Here is a 17,797-nt window from a genome sequence, read left to right as displayed (position 1 = left end):
GGGAGGGCGATCGGGGGGCGATTTGCCTCCGACGGAAGGTGAGCCGGAGACCTCAGCGTCTGCGGACTGCCACGAACCGTACCGGTGTCCCCGGCGCCGCCTGGGCCGCGGCCGCGAGGTCCGGTTCCCGTACCACCGCGATCACCGGGTACCCGCCGGTGGTCGGATGGTCCGCGAGGAAGACCACCGGCCTGCCGTCCGGGGGCACCTGAACCGCGCCCAGCACCATGCCCTCGCTCGGTAGTTCACCGTCCACCGCCCGCTCCAGCGGTGGCCCGTCGGTGCGCAGTCCGATGCGGTTGCTCGCCGAGGACACCCGGTACGCGCGCGTGGTCAGCGTCCGCAGCGCCGTGTCCGTGAACCAGTCGTGGCGGGGCCCCAGCGTCACCTGCAGCACGAGTTCGCGAGGGGGCGCCGGCTGCGGAGCGACGTCGGCACGCACGCGTGCCGCAGTGGCATTCCCCAAGGGCAGCACGGTTCCGTCGGTGAGCGGCGCCGGGCCGAGGCCCGACAGCAGATCCGTCGACCGGCTGCCGAGGACCGGCTCCACGGCCACCCCGCCCGCGAACGCCACGTAGCTGCGTACGCCGGAGACCGCGGCCCCGACCTCCAGCACCGCCCCCGCGGGGACGCGGACCGGTGCACTCCATGGCACCGGCCGTCCGTCGACGGTCACGGGGCAGGGCGCACCGCCCACCGCCACGTCGACGTCGCAACGCGGCCGTATCGCACAGCCGTTGAGGGTCGTCTCCAGGACCGCGGCGTCCGGCGGGTTGCCCACGAGCCGGTTGACGAGGGCGGCGGCGGGAAGGTCGAGCGCACCCGAGCGGGGCACCCCGAGGTGCGCATGACCATGGCGGCCCCGGTCCTGCACGGTGGTCAGCACACCGGCCCGGACGACGGCGACGGCACGGTCGGTCACTACGGCCCCTCCGGTACGAAGCGCACCCGGGCACCGGGCGCGAGCAGCGCGGCAGGCACGCGCGCGTGGTCCCACAGTACGGCGTCCGTCGTGCCGATCAGCTGCCAGCCGCCCGGCGACGAGCGCGGATACACGCCCGTGTAGGGGCCCGCGAGCGCGACGGCGCCGGCCGGAACCGCCGTACGCGGCGTGGCCCTGCGCGGCACGTCATAGCGCTCGGGCAGTCCCGTCAGATAGCCGAAGCCGGGCGCGAACCCGCAGAAGGCCACGCGGAATTCGGCCGCCGCGTGGATCCGTCCGACTTCCTGCTCCTCGACGCCCCACAGCGCCGCCACGTCCGCCAGATCCGGACCGTCGTAGCGCACGGGCAGTTCGATCACCTCGTCCGCGCGTGCAGAGAGGGGCGGGATGTCCCAGGCCGTGAGCTGCGCGGCCAGCCGGGCCGGGTCGTCGAGCCCGTCAAGCAGCACCGTGCGGGCCGCGGGCACGATCTCCCGTACGGACAACGAGCCCGCCGCGCGGCGCTGCAGCAGCTCCGCGTGGAGAGCCTGAGCCTCGGCGCCGCTGCCCAGCTCGACGAGCAGGGCCCCGTCGCCGACCGGCAGCGCCCTCATACGAACGCCTCCACGCGGACACCCGCCGACTCCAGCTCGGCCCGCACGCGCCGAGCCAGCCCCACCGCCCCAGGCGTGTCCCCGTGCAGGCACAACGACCGTGCGCGTACCGCGATCTCCTCGCCCGTGTGGGACATGACGACCCCGGACCGCGCCAGGCTGACCGAGCGCTCCACGACTGCCTCCGGATCCGTGATCACGGCACCGTCCTGACCACGCGGCACGAGCGTGCCCTCGGCCGTGTACGCGCGGTCCGCGAACGCCTCGGTGACGACCGGCAGTCCGGCCTTCTCCGCCGTCTCCAGGAGCCGCGATCCCGGCAGGCCGAGCACGGGCAGTGTGTCGTCGGCGAGAAGCACTCCGTCGACCACCGCCCGCGCCTGGTCCTCGTCGTGCACGACCCGGTTGTAGAGCGCGCCGTGCGGCTTCACATACGACACGCGCGTGCCCGCCGCGCGCGTGAAGACCTCCAAGGCGCCGATCTGGTACGCCACTTCGGCGGCCAGCTCCTCGGACGGCACGTCCATGGCGCGCCGTCCGAAGCCCGCCAGGTCGCGGTAGGAGACCTGGGCGCCGATCCGTACGCCGCGTTCGGCCGCCATCGCGCACACGCGCCGCATGGTGGCCGCGTCCCCGGCGTGGAAGCCGCAGGCGACGTTCGCGCTGGTGACGACGGACAGCAGTTGTTCGTCGTCCGTCAGCTGCCAGCGCCCGAAGCCCTCTCCGAGGTCGGCGTTCAGATCGATCGAGACGGAGGCCATGTGTCTCTTCTCTCCTGTTCCTTCTGATGGCTCGAACGAGCCGGTTCAGAGCACCCGGTACTGCTCGTCCCGGGCGTCCGTGATGAACATCTGACCAGGCGCGTGCGTGATGGCGAACGGCGGGCGCGAGGCCGTGACGGCCGCCTGCGGCGTCACCCCGCACGCCCAGAACACCGGGATGTCGCCCGGCTCGGCGTCCACCGGATCGCCGAAGTCGGGCCGCGTCAGGTCCTCGATGCCGAGCACGTCCGCCTCGCCGCAGTGCACCGGGCTGCCGTGCACCGCGGGCATCAGCGCACTCTCCCGGATCGCCGCCGCCACATGCTCGGGCGGGACGGGACGCATCGACACCACCATGGGACCGTGCAGCCGGCCCGCCGGGCGGCAGTGGCGGCCCGTGACGTACATGGGGACGTTGCGGCCCTGTTCCACATGGCGCATCGGCACGCCCGCCTCGGACAGCGCCCATTCGAAGGTGAAGCTGCAGCCGATCAGGAACGACACCAGGTCGCCGCGCCAGTGCCGGACGACATCGGTGGGCTCGTCGACGAGTTCGCCGTGCTCCCACACGCGGTACCGCGGCAGATCGGTGCGCAGATCGGCGTCCGGCGCGAGCGGTGTGCTCCAGGACCCGGCGTCGGTGACGTCCAGCACCGGACACGGCTTCGGATTGCGCTGGCAGAACAGCAGCATGTCGTACGCCCAGTCGGCGGGCACCGAGATCAGATTCGCCTGAGTGTGACCGGCGGACCAGCCGGCGGTCGTCCCTGTGGCGCCTGAACGGAAGTGCGCACGGGCCTTCGCTGGGCTCCACGCGCGCGTGCGCGCAGTGACGTGCTCCACGTGTTCCCTGGGGCGGTCCTGTGTACGGCTTCCGGCGCGGCCCTTCGTACGGTTCACTGCAGCTCCCGTCCACGGGTCTCGGGCAGCCCCAGCAGCGCCAGGACGGCGAGGCCGTACCCGATCGCTCCGAAGACCAGCGCACCGCCCACGCCCCAGCTGTCGGCCAGGAACCCGACGAGTGTCGGGAAGACGGCGCCCACAGCGCGGCCGGTGTTGTAGGTGAAGCCCTGTCCCGTGCCGCGCACCGCCGCCGGATAGAGCTCGCTGAGGAACGAGCCGAAGCCGCTGAAGATGGCCGACATGCAGAAGCCGAGCGGGAACCCGAGGACGAGCACCAGGGTGTTCGCGCCGCTGGGGATGTTGGTGTAGGCGAGGATCGCGGCCGCCGAGAGGAAGGCGAAGAGCGTGATGTTCCGCTTCCGGCCCAGTTTGTCGGTGAGGTAGCCGCCGGTGAGGTAGCCGAGGAAGGCGCCGGAGATGAGGAAGGCCAGATAGCCGCCGGTGCCGACGACGGAGAGGTCGCGCTCCGTCTTGAGGTAGGTGGGCACCCAGGTGGCCAGCGTGTAGTAGCCGCCCTGGACGCCGGTGGAGAGCAGAACGGCGAAGAAAGTGGTGCGCAGGAGACCGGGCCGGTCCGCCGTGCCCGGCTTGAAGATCGCGGCGAACGAGCCCTTCTCGGCGCTCTTCTGCCGGCGCTCGGCCGCCTCGGGCGCGTCGTGCACACTCCGCCGTACGTATACGACGAGGAGCGCGGGCAGCGCCCCGGTCCAGAACATCACACGCCACGCCACGTCGTCGTCGAGGAACTGGAACACCAGTGTGTAGACGATCACGGCGAGCCCCCAGCCGACGGCCCAGGAGCTCTGGATGGCGCCGAGCGTACGGCCCCGGTGCTTCGCCGTGGCGTACTCGGCGACCAGGATGGCGCCGACCGCCCACTCGCCGCCGAAGCCGAGGCCCTGAAGGGCGCGGAAGACCAGCAGAGTCTCGTAGTTGGGCGCGAAGCCGCAGGCCACGGTGAACACGGCGTAGGTGATCACCGTGATCATCAGGGCCTTGACCCGGCCGATCCGGTCGGCGAGCACACCGGCGAGGGCGCCGCCGACCGCCGAGACGACCAGCGTGACCGTCGTGAACAGCCCTGTCTGGCCGCTGTCGAGTCCGAAGTACGCGGCGAGCGCCACCATGCTCAGCGGCAGCGTGAAGTAGTCGTAGGAGTCGAGGGCGTAGCCGCCGAACGCGCCCGCGAAGGCTCGGCGGCCGCGCGGCCCGAGGGCGCGCAGCCAGGCGAACGCGCCGCTGTCGCCGGAGAGTTCGCCCGTGCCGGACCGCTGGTCCTCGGTCGTCAGGGCCTGTGTCGGAGGAGTCGTGCTCATGGGCACCTCGCATAAGGGGACAAAGGGTGCATGCGAACGGGGATGTGCCGTGCGGGAGATGAGCCGAGCGGTGGTGAGCGCCGGAGCGGTGCGGTCGGCGCCCTGCCCGCCAAGGTAGAGGATTGTTGAACGATCCCTCAATACCCATGTTGTTTCGTTCTTGTGTCTGAGGTTGAATTCCGGCATGGGTGCTGTGTCTTCGCGGGGTGAGAGCGGACCTTCGGCCGGGGAGCCGGCAGGGCTCGCCGACGACCGTGTGCTGCTCGGTCGTACGAGCACGGCGGAGCGAGTGGCGGACATCCTCAGGAGCCGCATTGCCGACGGCTATTTCCGGCCCGGCACGCGGCTGTCCGAGGACAGCATCGGAGGGGCGCTGGGCGTCTCGCGCAACACCCTGCGCGAGGCCTTCCGGCTGCTCACCCATGAACGGCTACTCGTCCACCAGCTCAACCGCGGCGTCTTCGTGCGGGTCCTCACTGTCGAGGACGTCGAGGACATCTACCGCACGCGGCGGCTCGTGGAGTGCGCGGTCGTGCGCGGCCTGGGCGCGCCGCCGTACGCGCTGGACGCGATCGCCGAAGCCGTCGCTGACGGCCGGCGGGCGGCGCGTGAACGCGACTGGAAGGGCGTCGGCACGGCCAACATCCACTTCCACCGGGAACTCGTCGCCCTCGCCGGCAGCGAACGCACCGACGAGGTGATGCGCAGCGTCTTCGCCGAACTCCGCCTCGCCTTCCATGTGGTGGACGACCCGCGCCGGCTGCACGAGCCGTACCTCGCGCGCAACCGACAGATCCTGGAGACACTCCAGGCGGGCGACTGTGACCAGGCGGAGCGCCTGCTCGCCGAGTACCTCGACGACTCGCGCCGCGGGCTGGTCGAGGTGTACGGGCAGCGGGTGGGCGCGGGCGATGACGAGGGTGCGCGGACGGGCGAGTGAGCGGCGGGCGGCACCCGCGCCTCGGTCGAGCGACTTTGCGGCTCCTGAGATCGGGTGAGTTGCAACCTCTGCCGCTCTGGGACGGTTTACGGCGATTCGTTCGTGCTGGGCCGCAGACTCGATGCGCAGACCCGTTGTGCGGCGGGGACGGGGCCGCGGCCGGGACGTATCGCGGGACATGACCCGTGTGACCTGGGTGGTATCTGCGCCGTTTGGGCCGTTGTCAGACCGAGGACCTAGTCTGTGCACCGTGACTTTGCCAGCATCGGTGGACACCGTTCCGCCCCAGCTCAGCGCGGGGCCGCGGCCCGCTCCGGGCCCGGCCGCCGACGAGGGCCTGGCGCGGCGGCTGCGCGCGCTCGCCTGCACCGCGCCGCTGCACGACCTCGACGCGCGCAAGGCCAACCTGGCCGGTGAGTACTCGGTGTACGGCATGGCCGAGGTGGCCCTCGCCGCCATCGACCTCGTCACACTGAACATGGACTTCGACACGGGCGCCGACCACGAGCAGATAGTGTCCAGGCTGATCCCGCGCATCGCCGCCCAGGCCCCGCAGCGCCCCACCGCGGAGCACGAGCGCGTGGCCCGCTGGGTCCTGGAGAACCTCATCAACGTCGGCAGCGTCGACCGCGGCTTCCGCGCCGTGTACGGCACGTTCGCGCCCGATGGCAGCTATGTGCGCCGGGACTACGACTTCAAGCTGATCGAGGAGGTCCCGGGGTACGGCGGCGCCGTGTATCTCCGTACGACCGACGAGGCCGTGAACGTCCTCGTGGGCGCCCTCGACACCGATGTCACCAGTGCCCAGATCGCCGCCGAGGTGAAGCTGGAGGTGCTGATCAACCGCGGCCGGCTCGCCGACGCCCAGCTCGCCGCCGAGCAGGCCCGCTACCGCACCGTGCAGTACTCGGAAACGCTCCGCAGGGCCCTCGAGGCGACCCGGCGCAACGTCCGCGCGGTGGACTGGCTCAATGCCGTCCCCGACATGATCGCCGAGGCCCTCGACCACGTCGCCGACCGCTACCGCCACGAGAACGCGATCCTCACGAACATCCGCAGGGCACGCGACGAGTCCGAGGACCCCGAGCACAAGCGCCGCGCCGCCGAGCTCGTCGACATCGTCAAGGACTGCATCCGGCGCCACACCCAGCTGCAGTCCCGGCTCCTGGAGGCGGGGCCGCTGTTCCGCGCGGAACAGGACCGCCAGGCCTTCGCCGCCCCCGCCGCGCGCGCGGGGCTCGACCTGTACGGCCAGCTCGTCGCGCCCGTGCTGCCGCTCCCGCTCGAGCAGGCGCTCCGCGTGACCGACGCCTACTTCGCCCGCGGCACCGGCCTGCGCACTCCCGTGTCCGTACGGGTCGCGGACCTTGTCGACATACTGCTCACGCCGCCCATGGAGCGGGAGCACCTCGGTGCGGAGATGCCCGAGCCCGATCTGATCGCGACGCCCGACGACAGCCGGTTCAGCGAGGAGCAGCTGGCGAGCGCCATGGAGTTGCTCGATCTGCCCTCCGACGCACCGCGCAGGCTTTCCGGCCTGCTCGCCGAGGCGCGCAGGCGCGACCCTGACCTGCCCTATCTGGTCGCCCTGCTGGCCGTGCATGCGGCCAGCCCCCCGGTCGGCACGGCCTACCGCCAGGGCGAGCAGAAGCTGCTGTTCGCCGTGGACGACGGCACCGAACTCGACGACCCGGAGTTCGGCGGCGCCGACCTGATAGTGGGGACGGCCCTGCTCGACGCCGCGGGCATGGCGGCCGACCGGACGGAGGCGGCATGACCCCGACCCACCAGCACAGGCACCACCCCAGCAAGGAGCACCAGCCGTGACCGACGACCACGCAGACGGGACCGCGTGGGGCGAGCCGGATCCCGTGGCGGCCCCGGCGGGGGCCAAGGCCGCCGTGACCCCCGCCGACGCAGCCGACGCGGCGCGCCTCGTCGCCTTCGGGCTGCAGCCCAAGCTGGGGCCCGCGCGCGACCAGGAGTACGCGGAGCTGCTGCGCCGTTACCGCGACGACCCCCCGTTCGCGCGGCTCGCGGACGCCGTCGCCGCCGGGCTCGGGCTGGTCGTCCTCGAGGTGTCCCCGCGCGCGGGCATGGCCGTGACGGCCGCCGAGGACTCCGTCTTCGCCGTCCGCATGGGCGACTACGCGCGCCGCGCCTCGGCCGACGCAGGCGACCGCTTTCTGCACGGCCTCGCCCACCTCGCCGTCGCCGCCATGGCATTCCCGCGCCCCGAGGACCTCGCCGACGACGCCTACATCGGCCGGGTGACGGTCAACGGCGTCGACGCGTTCGTCCGCCAGGCCTGCCGCCGCCTGGAGGAGCGGGCCGCCGAACAGGGCGAGAACACCGACCCGGCCAGCGACGCGCCCGGGCTCGAGGCCGCCTGGCGGATCTGGGCGCGGCGCAGCGCGACCGGCGCCACCAAGGACGCCCGCCGGCTCGCCGGCTCGACCACCGGCATCGTCGGCAAGGCGGTCGCCTTCCTCACCGATTCGGGCTTCCTGCAGCGCACGGGGGACGACTCTGGAGGGACGTACCGCACCACCGCCCGCTACCAGCTGCAGGTCAGAGACATGGCCGGCGGCGCCGCCATGGCCGAACTCCTCGAGCTCGGCATCGTGCCGGTGAGCGACGGGACGGCGAGCCTGCTGCCGCCCGAGGACAGCGACGACCTGGAGCTGGTGGCCGACGCCGGGCTGCCGTTCCACTCCTGACCGCCTGAACCTCGGCCTCAAGCCCAGCCTCTTTCACGACTACGAGAGTCCGCCGCAATGTACGAGTTGTCCCGGGTCCGCCTCTACTCCATCGGGCCTGCCGGTGCGCGCTACGCCGACACCGTGCTGGACCTGCGGGGGGTCGGCGAGCCCGTGCCGCACCCAGCGCCCACCCAGGCGGAGTTCTTCGAGGAGGAGCCCGTCGGACCGCCGCTCCGCCCGGCGCCCGCCGGGGTGCTCTTCCTGGAGAACGGCGGCGGCAAGTCCGTACTGCTCAAGCTGATCTTCTCGGTGATGCTGCCAGGCCACCGGAACACCCTCGGCGGCGCCAGCTCCGGCGTGCTGCGCAAGTTCCTGCTCGCGGACGACTGCGGGCACGTCGCGCTGGAGTGGCAGCACACGCTGACCGGCGAGTGCGTGGTCGTCGGCAAGGTCAGCGAGTGGCGTGGGCGGCAGGTCTCCAACGACCCGCGGAAGTTCGCCGAGGCCTGGTACTCGTTCCGGCCCGGCCCCGGACTGAGCCTGGACAACCTGCCCGTCGCCGAGTCCACCGCGGTGCGGCCGCCCGTCGAGGGAGCGTCCGGCGCGCAGGGGCGGCGCCGCACCATGAAGGGCTTCCGGGACGCGCTGACCGAGGCGGGCAAGGCGTACCCGCACCTGGAGGTGCACTGGGAGGAGATCCACGAGCGCTGGACCGAGCACCTCGGCGAGCTCGGCCTCGACCCGGAACTCTTCCGCTACCAGCGGGAGATGAACGCCGACGAGGGCGAGGCTGCCGGCCTGTTCGCGGTGAAGAAGGACTCCGACTTCACCGACCTGCTGCTGCGGGCGGTCACGGACACGCGTGACACCGACGGTCTCGCCGACCTCGTCAGCGGCTTCGGTAACAAGCTCGGACGGCGCGCCGAGCTCATCGCCGAACGGGACTTCACCGCGGGCTCCGTCGACCTGCTCGGCAGGATCGTCGAAGCCGCAGATACGCGGGCACGCGCGCGTGACATCCATGCGGGCGCGGAGCGGCGCACCCGCACCCTCGCCCGTCGCCTCTCGGCACGCGCCGCCCAGGAGCGAGGCCGAGCTGCCGACCTCGCCCAGCAGGTCACCGCCGCCGCGCACACCGTCACCGAGGCCGAGCAGGCGCGCGGCCGGAGCGCGCTGATCGCCGCCGAACTGGCCTACCGCCACGCGTCGTTGGCGCTGGCGGGCGCCGAGAAGGCCGCCGCCGCGCAGAAGCGCGAGCTCGCCGACGCACGTACCCTGCACTCCGCCTGGCAGGCCGCGGAGGCGGTGCTGCGCCACCGCGCGGCCGCCGACCGCTCCGCGCGCGTGGCCGCCGCCATCCGCGAGGCCGAGCGCGACGCCGCACCCGCCCTCGCCGCGCGCGCCAAGGCGGCCACCGATCTCGTACGAGCCCTGCACGGCGCCGCCGAGGACGCGGAACGGCTGGCGAACGAGGAGGAGGAGCGGTCCGCGGCCCTCCAGGAGGCCGGCGAGGCCGCGCACCGCGACGCGACGGCCGCCGCGACCGAGGCGCAGCGCGCCCGCAGCGAGGCCGGCCATCTGCGCCAGCGGCTCGCGGAGGTCGAGCAGGAGACCGCCGAGGCCGTACGGGCCGGGTGGCTCGACGACAGCGCGCCGGACGCCGACCCGGCGCGCGCGGCGCTCGCCGCCAGCGACGCCGAGAAGACGGCAGTCGCCGCCTGGGACACAGCGCGCGAGGCGTCCCGCCGCGCCGCCGACGGCGCCCGGGAGGCCGCGTCCGCCGAGTCGCGCGCCGAACTGACCGCGGCGCGCGCAGCGGACGCCGCGACGGCGGCGGAGCGGGCGTACGAGGCGGAGCGGCGCACTGCCGAGTCCCTCGCGGGTGAGGAACGGCTGGCGGAACTCCTGAGCCTGCCCGGCGGCTCAGGCTCCTCGACCGGTGCGGGAGTGCCGCGGCAGCGCGGGGGCGTCGATGTGGCTGGGGCGCCTGACGGCTTCGGCCACGTGGAGCAGGGATACGCAGGTACGGGCGCGGCGGGGGAGTCCAGCTCCTGGGACGCCGCCGTGGCGGGGCGCGGTGACGCGTCAGAGGAGCGGGGGTCCGCTGCCTCCGCCTCCCATGCCGCGGATGCGCGCGGCGAGGGAGTTTCCGGCACCGGAGGCCACGGCACCGGAACTGCCGGTGGCGGGGCGGCCGTTGTCCAACCGAGGGGTGCCGGCGATGTACGGGGCGTCGACCCGGCGGGGCCCGGAGGCGCCGGACGTGTCGCTGATGCGGTGGCCAGCGGACGGCGGTCGGGTGCGGCCGCTGGCGGGACGGCCGAGGCGACCGAAGGCCCGCTGACCGCCGAGGAGCTCGACCGCTACGCCGACGAGCTGCGGGAGCTGCTCGACGACGCGGTCGCCTCCGCCGAGCGGCAGCTCTTCGACCTGCGGACCGCCGCCGCCGACGACGCGCGGATTCTCGGCGCGCTCGGTGACGGGGGGCTGCTGCCGCCCGGGCCGGACGTGCTCGCCACGGTCGAGTTCCTCGGCGAGCACGGCATCCCGGCCCTGCCCGGCTGGCGCTACCTCGCCCAGGCCGTCGACCCCGCCGACCACGCGCGCGTGCTGGCCGCCCGGCCCGAGCTCGTCGACGGCGTCGTGATCACCGACCCGGACACCCACGCGCGGGCCCGCGAGACGCTGAGCGGCGCCGCGCTGCTGCCGCGCTCCGCCGTCGCCGTGGGCACCGCCGCCGCCCTGCTCGCCCCCACACCGGCCCCCGGCACGGGCGACGGCGACGTGTTCCTCGTACCGCCAAACCCGGCCATGCACGACGAGCAGGCCGCCGACGAAGAGCGGGAGGCCCTGCGCGCCCGCGCCGGCCGGCGGGACGAGGACATCCGGGAGCTCGCCGCCCGCCTCGCCAAGGACCGCGAGCTCGCCGCACGGCTCGCCTCCTGGCGGACCGGCTGCCCCGCGGGCCGACTCGCCGAACTCGCCGCCGCCGCCCGCGACGCGCACGCGTTCGCCGAGGAGGCCGAGGCCGAGCTCGCCGAGGCACGCACGGCCAGGGCCGAGGCCGACGAGGCCGCGTCCGAGGCGGCACGCGTACGCGACGAGCGGCAGGATGCCGCGCAGCGCGCCCGCCGCGCCGCGGATGCGCTTGCCGGGCTTGCGTTCCGGCTGCGCGAGCGTGCGGGATGGCAGGTCAGACTGCGTGAACTCGCCGACGAGGCCGTCGAGTCGGAGGCCCGCTCCCAGGCTTGTCTCGAGCGTGCCCGCGCCGCCGACGAGGACCGCCGCGGGGCTCAGCGCGCCGCTGACGACGCCCGCCGCACCGCCCGCGCCCTCCGCGCCGAGCGCGCCGACATCGCCGGTGCGCCCGACGACGTACCGGACGACACCCCGGGCGGCGACTCCGCGAGCGGCGACCACCCGGGCAGCGAGGGCCGGAACGGCAAGGCGCCCAAGGCGTCCCTGCCCGCGCTGCGCGAGGCCTACCGCGCGGCATCGCAGGTCTACGAGAAGGTCGGCGTCGGCGCCGACCTGCGGGCCGAGCAGGCCCGCGCCGAGAGCGACGAGAGCGCGGCCCTCGCCGAACTCGACCGGCTCAGCAACAAGGTACGCACCCGCGCGGCCCAGCTCCTCGAGTCGCCCGACGGCGCCGACGGGCCGTCCCGGCAGGCCGCCGCCGCCCGCGCCGAAGAGCTCGTCCAGCTTCTCGAGACCCGCGCCTCCACGGCCAGCGAGCAGCTCGGCAGGCTCAGGGCCGAGGCGGAACGGCACGCGCCCGAGGACGGTGAGGCGCACACGGACCTGCCCGACGACCTCGTCCCCGCCGATACCGAACACGCCCAGGCCCTGCTGCGCACCGCCACCGCCGAACTCGCCGCCCGCACCGAGGCGTTGAGCGAGGCCAGGGACACCCACGCGGAACTGCTCGCCGCCCATCGCGCCGCCGAGGACGCCGCCGGAGGATTCGACGAGACGGCCGCCCAGCTGCGCGACCTGCTCCGCGAGAACTCCGCCGACGACGCGGAAGAGTCGGAGCCGTACCCTGGGGACCTGCAGGAGGCCCGGCACGCCGCGGCCGAGGCCCGCCGCTCCCTGCGCGGCTGCGCCGCCGACCTGTCCGCCGCGGAGGCAGCCGTACGCGAGGCGAGCGACGTCCTCGTACGCCACGCCAACTCCACTCGCTACGAACACGTCCGCACCCCCGCCCGCCAGCAGATCCGCGAACTGCCCGCCTCCGCCTTGCCGGAACACGCGCAGAAGTGGGCCGAGGCCTTCGCGCCCCGCCTCCGCGTCCTCACCGACGAGCTGGAGCAACTGGAGCGCAATCGCGACTCGATCGTCGACCGCCTTCGGGGACTCGTCGAGTCCGCCCTCGCCACCCTCCGCTCCGCCCAGCGGCTCTCCCGCCTCCCGGAGGGCCTCGGCGAATGGTCCGGCCAGGAGTTCCTGCGCATCCGCTTCGACGAACCCGACCAGGCCACGCTCACCGAGCGGCTCGGCGAGGTCATCGACGAAGCCACCCGCGCCGCGGTGAGGAAGAACTCCGACCTGCGCCGTGACGGCATGTCCCTGCTGCTGCGCGGCGTCGGCGCCGCACTCCAGCCGAAGGGCGTCGCCGTCGAGATCCTCAAGCCGGACGCCGTGCTCCGCGCCGAGCGCGTCCCCGTCGGGCAGATGGGCGACGTCTTCTCCGGCGGCCAGCTGCTGACCGCCGCCATCGCCCTGTACTGCACGATGGCCGCGCTGCGGTCGAACGACCGCGGTCGCGACAAGCACCGGCACGCGGGCACGCTGTTCCTCGACAACCCGATCGGCCGTGCCAACGCGACGTACCTGCTGGAACTCCAGCGCGCCGTGTCGGACGCGCTCGGTGTGCAACTGCTCTACACCACGGGCCTGTTCGACACCACGGCGCTCGCCGAGTTCCCGCTCGTGATCCGGCTGCGCAACGACGCGGACCTGCGGGCCGGGCTGAAGTACATCAGCGTGGAAGAGCACCTCAGGCCGGGGCTGCCGCAGCAGGCGCCCGCGGGGGAGACGACGCACGGTGAGATCACGGCGACGCGGATGTTCAAGCGGCCCGCACCCGCCCAAGGATGACGGCTCGCACCAGCCCAGGGATGACGGCTCGCACCCACCCAGGGGTGACCGGCCGGCGCCCCCACGGCCTCACCTGGGATGACCGGTCCGCACATCGTGTCGGCCGGGGCAGGCGCCGCGGCGCGGCGGTGAGCTTCGCAGCACACCGTCGCGCCCGACAACCGGTATGGGTGCCGCCGGACTAGGTGTGCGTGTGCGACAACTGCCCCCGGCCGCCCCGCCTCTGTATCCGCTCCTGGTCCCGGCTCACCGCCCGGGCCTGCCTGCGGGCGCGGCGGCGCTCACGGCGTATCCGGCGGGCCGTGCTGCTCGGCGTCGACACGACGCCGTGCCGCTGGTTCCACACCTGACGGGTGACCCACACGTCCAGCACGCCCCACGTCGCGACGACCGTGCTGGCCACGCTGGAGAGCACCATGGGGAAGGCGAGCCAGGAACCGGTGAGCGTGCACAGGAAGGCGACCATCGCCTGAATGAGCGTCAGGGACACTATCAGCACGGCCCGGACGGCCGCCGTGCGTACCGGATCGGGCATGCGCGGGCGCCGAGCCGGTTGCTCCACCCAGAGCGTCTTCCCGTGCGCGGCACCGGCCGTGGGCCTGCCGGGACCCGCTCCGAGCTCTGCCGTCAGTTCCCCGGATCCCTGCACGGATCCGGCCGCAGCGCTGTGCCCGGACCTCGTGCGCCGCTCTGCCGTGCCCATCAACTCGTCACTCCCCTCGGCCGTGCATGCCCCTCGCCCCGCATGCCCCTCGGTGTGTGCCGGTTCGATCCGGCCCCTCATTGGCTGCCCGGTTTGCACTGCTTTACGCCGCCGGATGCGCCGGGTCCCACAAGTCGCCCGTTCCGCCTTCAGTTTCCGTACGTAAGGACGAACGAGGAGAGGAGAAGATTCCCAAGTTGCGTGGAAATCCAGCCGACTGAGCGCCTGTCGCAATCCACGAGAGCGGCCGACCGTCCCGATTGCCGACAATGCGTGCAATCCCCTGACCTGCGGGACACCGTCTCCCGTCCGGCGAGGACTCCGGCGACAGCGATCCGGAGGGGTCGTGTGAAAGTATCCGGACACGTCTTCGAGTTGGTCACGTGTCAGTAGTAGGCTCACGCCGTTTGTTGACGCACATGTGCACCCCCGGAGCAGGGGGTCGATCTGGGGGAGGCCATGCGCTTTCGCGGGAAGTCCATCCGCCGGAAGATCGTGGCGTTGCTCCTCGTACCGCTGGTCTCCCTGACCGCCCTGTGGAGCTTCTCCACGGCGCTCACCGGCCGCGAGGCCGCTGACCTGTTCAGGGTCGGCACCGTCGTCGACAAAATCGGCTATCCCGTCGAGGACGCCGTGCGCCTCATCCAGCAGGAGCGGCGGAAGGCCCTCGTCTACCTGGCAGACCCCCGTGACTCCGCCGCCGTCACCGCTCTGCGCGACAGCCGCGTACAGACGGACCTGGTCGTGGAGAAGATCCGCAAGAACGGAACGGATCCGGGGCTGCGCGACGAACTCTCGCAGGGAAACAGCAGACGGCTCACCACCGTCCTGGACGCGCTCGACGGGATCGACTCCCTGCGCCGCAGCGTCGCAACGCGCGCCATCACGCGCGCCGAGGCGCTCGGCCTCTACAACCGCCTGATCGAACCCTGCTACACGTTCCTGGCGAACCTGCACGGCATCGACAACGTGGAGCTGGACAAGCAGGCCCGCGCACTGGTCAACCTGGCACGCGCGCGTGAGCTGCTGTCCCAGGAGGACGCCCTGCTCGGCTCAGCGCTGGTCGCACAGCGACTCACGCGCGCCGAGATCCGCGAGATCTCCGACCTCGCGGCGCAGCGCACCCTGCTGTACAACATCAACCTGCCGCTGCTGCCCGACGAAGACCGCGACCGCTACCAGCGGTTCTGGAAGGGCGCGGCCTCGGCTCCGCTCCGCGTGGCCGAGCAGTCCGTCATCACCTCCGAGCCCCGCATGCCCCGCAGCGTCACCGTCACCACGTGGAACAGCGCAGCCGGCCACGCGCTCACCGATCTCGCCGAGTTGAACACCGCGGCCGACGAGCGCTACCAGGACCGAGTGGAGCCCGCCGCTGTCGGCGTCCTCGTCAAGGCCGGCATCGCCGGAGTGCTCGGCCTGCTCGCCCTGCTGTTCTCGCTGTTCCTCTCCGTACGCATCGGCCGGAACCTCGTGCGCGATCTGCGGCGGCTGAGCCTCGAGGCCCACGAGTCGTCCGGTGTCCGGCTGCCCAGCGTGATGCGCCGCCTCGCCGCGGGCGAGCAGGTCGACGTGGAGACCGAGGCGCCCCGGCTCGAGTACGAGAAGAACGAGATCGGCCAGGTCGGCCAGGCGCTCAACACCCTTCAGCGGGCAGCCGTCGAGGCGGCTGTGAAACAGGCCGAACTGCGCCACGGCGTCTCCGAGGTGTTCGTGAACCTCGCCCGCCGCAGCCAGGTGCTGCTCCACAAGCAGCTCACACTGCTCGACGCCATGGAGCGCCGCACCGAGGACGCCGAGGAACTCGCCGACCTCTTCCGCCTCGACCACCTCACCACCCGCATGCGGCGGCACGCCGAGGGCCTGGTGATCCTGTCCGGCGCCGCCCCGTCCCGCCAGTGGCGCAAGCCCGTCCAGCTCATGGACGTGGTCCGCGCGGCCGTCGCCGAGGTCGAGGACTACGAACGCATCGAGGTACGCCGCCTGCCGCGTGTCGCCGTCACCGGCCCCGCCGTGGCCGACCTCACCCATCTGACGGCCGAACTCCTCGAGAACGCCACCGTGTTCTCGCCCCCGCACACCGCCGTGCAGGTCGTGGGCCAGCGCGTCGTCAACGGATTCACGCTGGAGATCCATGACCGGGGCCTCGGAATGGCCGCTGACGCGCTCCTCGACGCCAATCTGCGGCTCGCCGAGACCCAGGAGTTCGAGCTGTCCGACACCGACCGGCTCGGCCTCTTCGTGGTCAGCCGGCTCGCCCAGCGGCAGAACGTGCGCGTCTCGCTGCAGCCGTCGCCCTACGGCGGAACCACCGCGACCGTCTTGATCCCTGACGCCCTGCTCACCGACGACGTGCCCGACACCAACGGCGTCGGCTTCCGCCTCGACCGCCCGCAGGCGAAGGAGCTGGCCCCTCGGGAGGCACACGGCGGCCGCACGGACCGCACGGCGGGACTCACCGCCCTGCCCGTACCGCTGCCGGAGCTGTCACCCGCCGTCCTGGACGGCCCGGTGGAGCTGGAAGCACTGGTCGGGACGGAGGGACTCGACGACTTCCCCGGCGCGCTCGGCGACGAGGACAGCGAGCGGGGCGGCATCTTCCGGCCGCGTCGCTCCATCGCCGCGCCCCCGAGCGAACAGCACCAGCAGGCCCGCGACGAGCACGAGGCCCGGTTGGGTTCCGCGAGCCCGGGCGACGAGGACCACCCCGGTGGTCCCGTGCCGTTGCCACGGCGCAGGACGCCCAAGCTCGTGAGCTCCCACGGCCGCCCGGTCGGGCACCCGCGGCAGCGCGACACCGAACCTTCGGCGGACGATCCCGCGCAGCCGTCCGCGCCCGGTTCCGCACAGCCACCGCTGACCAGGTCCGACGGCACGCCCCAGCTCCCCCGGCGCCGGAAGCGCACCGAGGCAGCCGCTGCCCGCCCCGAGACACGATCGAGCGACAACAGCGACAACAGCGACAACAGCGACAACAGCGACAACAGCGACAAGTCGACAGACGACGGCGACGGCCCGACGCCGAACAGCGCCGGCCCGAGGGAACGCGGCGCGGAACCAGGTGGAAGCGGCGCCGGCCCGAGCGGCGCCGGCCCGAGCGGCGCCGGCCCGAGCGGGAACGGCGCCGGACCGGGTGCGAGCGGCGGCGGTGGGCTGCCGCGCCGTATACGCCAGGCCAGCCTCGCCCCGCAGCTCAAGACCGGACCCGAGCGCCGCACCGAGCGCGAGGCCGCTCGTGACGCCCCGGGCCCCGACACACGCGACGCCGAAGAGGTACGCAGCCGTATGGCCTCGCTCCAGCGGGGCTGGCAGCGTGGCCGTGAGGAAAACGCCGCGGGCGACCACGCCCCGGACGGCACAGCACAAGGAACGACATCTGAGGGGGACGGTCGATGACCGCACCGAAGGCCACCAGCCACACCGCGACGCCCGGGGTCTCGGGCGAGCTGAACTGGCTGCTCGACGATCTGGTCCAGCGCGTCGCCAGCATCCGCAAGGCGATCGTGCTGTCCGGCGACGGTCTCGCCACCGGCGTCTCTGCGGACCTGACCCGCGAGGATGCCGAGCATCTGGCCGCCGTCGCCTCCGGATTCCACAGCCTCGCCAAGGGCGTCGGCCGCCACTTCGACGCGGGCAGCGTCCGGCAGACCGTCGTCGAGCTCGACGAGGCATTTCTCTTCGTCACTGCCGCAGGCGACGGCAGCTGCCTCGCCGTGCTCTCCGACAGCGACTCCGACATCGGCCAGATCGCGTACGAGATGACGCTGCTGGTCAAGCGGGTCGGTGTGCATCTGGGCACGGCGCCGCGCTCCGATCTGCACCCCGGTGGGTAGTGGGAT

General features: G+C 73.1%; 12 protein-coding genes. 6 read left to right on the top strand and 6 right to left on the bottom strand.

Annotation, left to right across the window (positions count from 1 at the left end):
• Nucleotides 1–52: 52 nt before the first annotated feature.
• Genes STSP_RS28675 through STSP_RS28655 form a run of 5 tightly spaced genes read right to left on the bottom strand, consistent with a single transcriptional unit; the run spans nucleotide 53 to nucleotide 4,516 of the window.
• Complete coding sequence (locus STSP_RS28675; RefSeq protein WP_067283819.1) at nucleotides 53–922, bottom strand: 5-oxoprolinase subunit C family protein; 870 nt, start codon at nucleotides 920–922, stop codon at nucleotides 53–55.
• Nucleotides 922–1,536 (bottom strand): 5-oxoprolinase subunit B family protein, encoded by a 615-nt coding sequence (locus STSP_RS28670; protein WP_067283817.1) that lies wholly within the window; start codon nucleotides 1,534–1,536, stop codon nucleotides 922–924. The genes STSP_RS28675 and STSP_RS28670 overlap by 1 nt, the downstream gene beginning before the upstream one ends.
• Nucleotides 1,533–2,297 carry a LamB/YcsF family protein gene (locus tag STSP_RS28665; protein WP_067283815.1) on the bottom strand — a complete coding sequence of 255 codons (765 nt, stop codon included), beginning with the start codon at nucleotides 2,295–2,297 and terminating at the stop codon, nucleotides 1,533–1,535. The genes STSP_RS28670 and STSP_RS28665 overlap by 4 nt, the downstream gene beginning before the upstream one ends.
• 45 nt (nucleotides 2,298–2,342) lie before the next feature.
• The gene (locus STSP_RS28660) at nucleotides 2,343–3,197 is read right to left on the bottom strand and encodes a putative hydro-lyase (RefSeq protein ID WP_067283813.1); all 855 of its coding nucleotides are present in this window, start codon (nucleotides 3,195–3,197) and stop codon (nucleotides 2,343–2,345) included.
• Nucleotides 3,194–4,516, bottom strand: coding sequence for an MFS transporter (locus STSP_RS28655; protein ID WP_067283811.1), 1,323 nt, complete (start codon nucleotides 4,514–4,516; stop codon nucleotides 3,194–3,196). Before STSP_RS28655 ends, STSP_RS28660 begins: the two co-directional genes overlap by 4 nt.
• Nucleotides 4,517–4,700: 184 nt before the next feature.
• Here STSP_RS28655 and STSP_RS28650 point away from each other — a divergent pair, with 184 nt between their 5' ends.
• The 4 genes from STSP_RS28650 (at nucleotide 4,701) to STSP_RS28635 (ending at nucleotide 13,258) form a co-directional block, all read left to right on the top strand.
• Complete coding sequence (locus STSP_RS28650) at nucleotides 4,701–5,456, top strand: GntR family transcriptional regulator (protein ID WP_067283810.1); 756 nt, start codon at nucleotides 4,701–4,703, stop codon at nucleotides 5,454–5,456.
• A gap of 250 nt (nucleotides 5,457–5,706) precedes the next feature.
• Nucleotides 5,707–7,233, top strand: a complete 1,527-nt coding sequence (locus tag STSP_RS28645; RefSeq protein WP_067283808.1) for a hypothetical protein — start codon at nucleotides 5,707–5,709, stop codon at nucleotides 7,231–7,233.
• A 94-nt stretch (nucleotides 7,234–7,327) separates the two neighbouring features.
• The gene (locus STSP_RS28640; RefSeq protein ID WP_232789831.1) at nucleotides 7,328–8,176 is read left to right on the top strand and encodes a hypothetical protein; all 849 of its coding nucleotides are present in this window, start codon (nucleotides 7,328–7,330) and stop codon (nucleotides 8,174–8,176) included.
• Between the two features lie 57 nt (nucleotides 8,177–8,233).
• On the top strand, nucleotides 8,234–13,258 hold the full coding sequence (locus tag STSP_RS28635; protein ID WP_067283805.1) for a coiled-coil domain-containing protein: 5,025 nt from the start codon (nucleotides 8,234–8,236) through the stop codon (nucleotides 13,256–13,258).
• A gap of 181 nt (nucleotides 13,259–13,439) precedes the next feature.
• Here the strand turns inward: STSP_RS28635 and STSP_RS28630 are convergent, their stop codons facing one another.
• Complete coding sequence (locus tag STSP_RS28630) at nucleotides 13,440–13,961, bottom strand: hypothetical protein (protein WP_067283803.1); 522 nt, start codon at nucleotides 13,959–13,961, stop codon at nucleotides 13,440–13,442.
• 459 nt (nucleotides 13,962–14,420) lie between these two features.
• Here STSP_RS28630 and STSP_RS28625 point away from each other — a divergent pair, with 459 nt between their 5' ends.
• Together STSP_RS28625 and STSP_RS28620 are read left to right on the top strand one after the other, a co-directional pair.
• Nucleotides 14,421–17,354 carry a nitrate- and nitrite sensing domain-containing protein gene (locus STSP_RS28625; protein WP_067283802.1) on the top strand — a complete coding sequence of 978 codons (2,934 nt, stop codon included), beginning with the start codon at nucleotides 14,421–14,423 and terminating at the stop codon, nucleotides 17,352–17,354.
• A complete protein-coding gene (locus tag STSP_RS28620) occupies nucleotides 17,351–17,791 on the top strand; it encodes a roadblock/LC7 domain-containing protein (RefSeq protein WP_067283800.1) in 441 nt (146 codons plus the stop codon). The genes STSP_RS28625 and STSP_RS28620 overlap by 4 nt, the downstream gene beginning before the upstream one ends.
• The last annotated feature ends 6 nt before the right edge of the window (nucleotides 17,792–17,797 follow it).

This window comes from Streptomyces jeddahensis (assembly GCF_001642995.1).
In the GTDB taxonomy this organism is placed as follows: Bacteria; Actinomycetota; Actinomycetes; order Streptomycetales; family Streptomycetaceae; genus Streptomyces; species Streptomyces jeddahensis.
The sequence above is the reverse complement of the archived record's forward strand: the minus strand, read 5'-3'. Positions and strand labels throughout refer to the sequence as shown.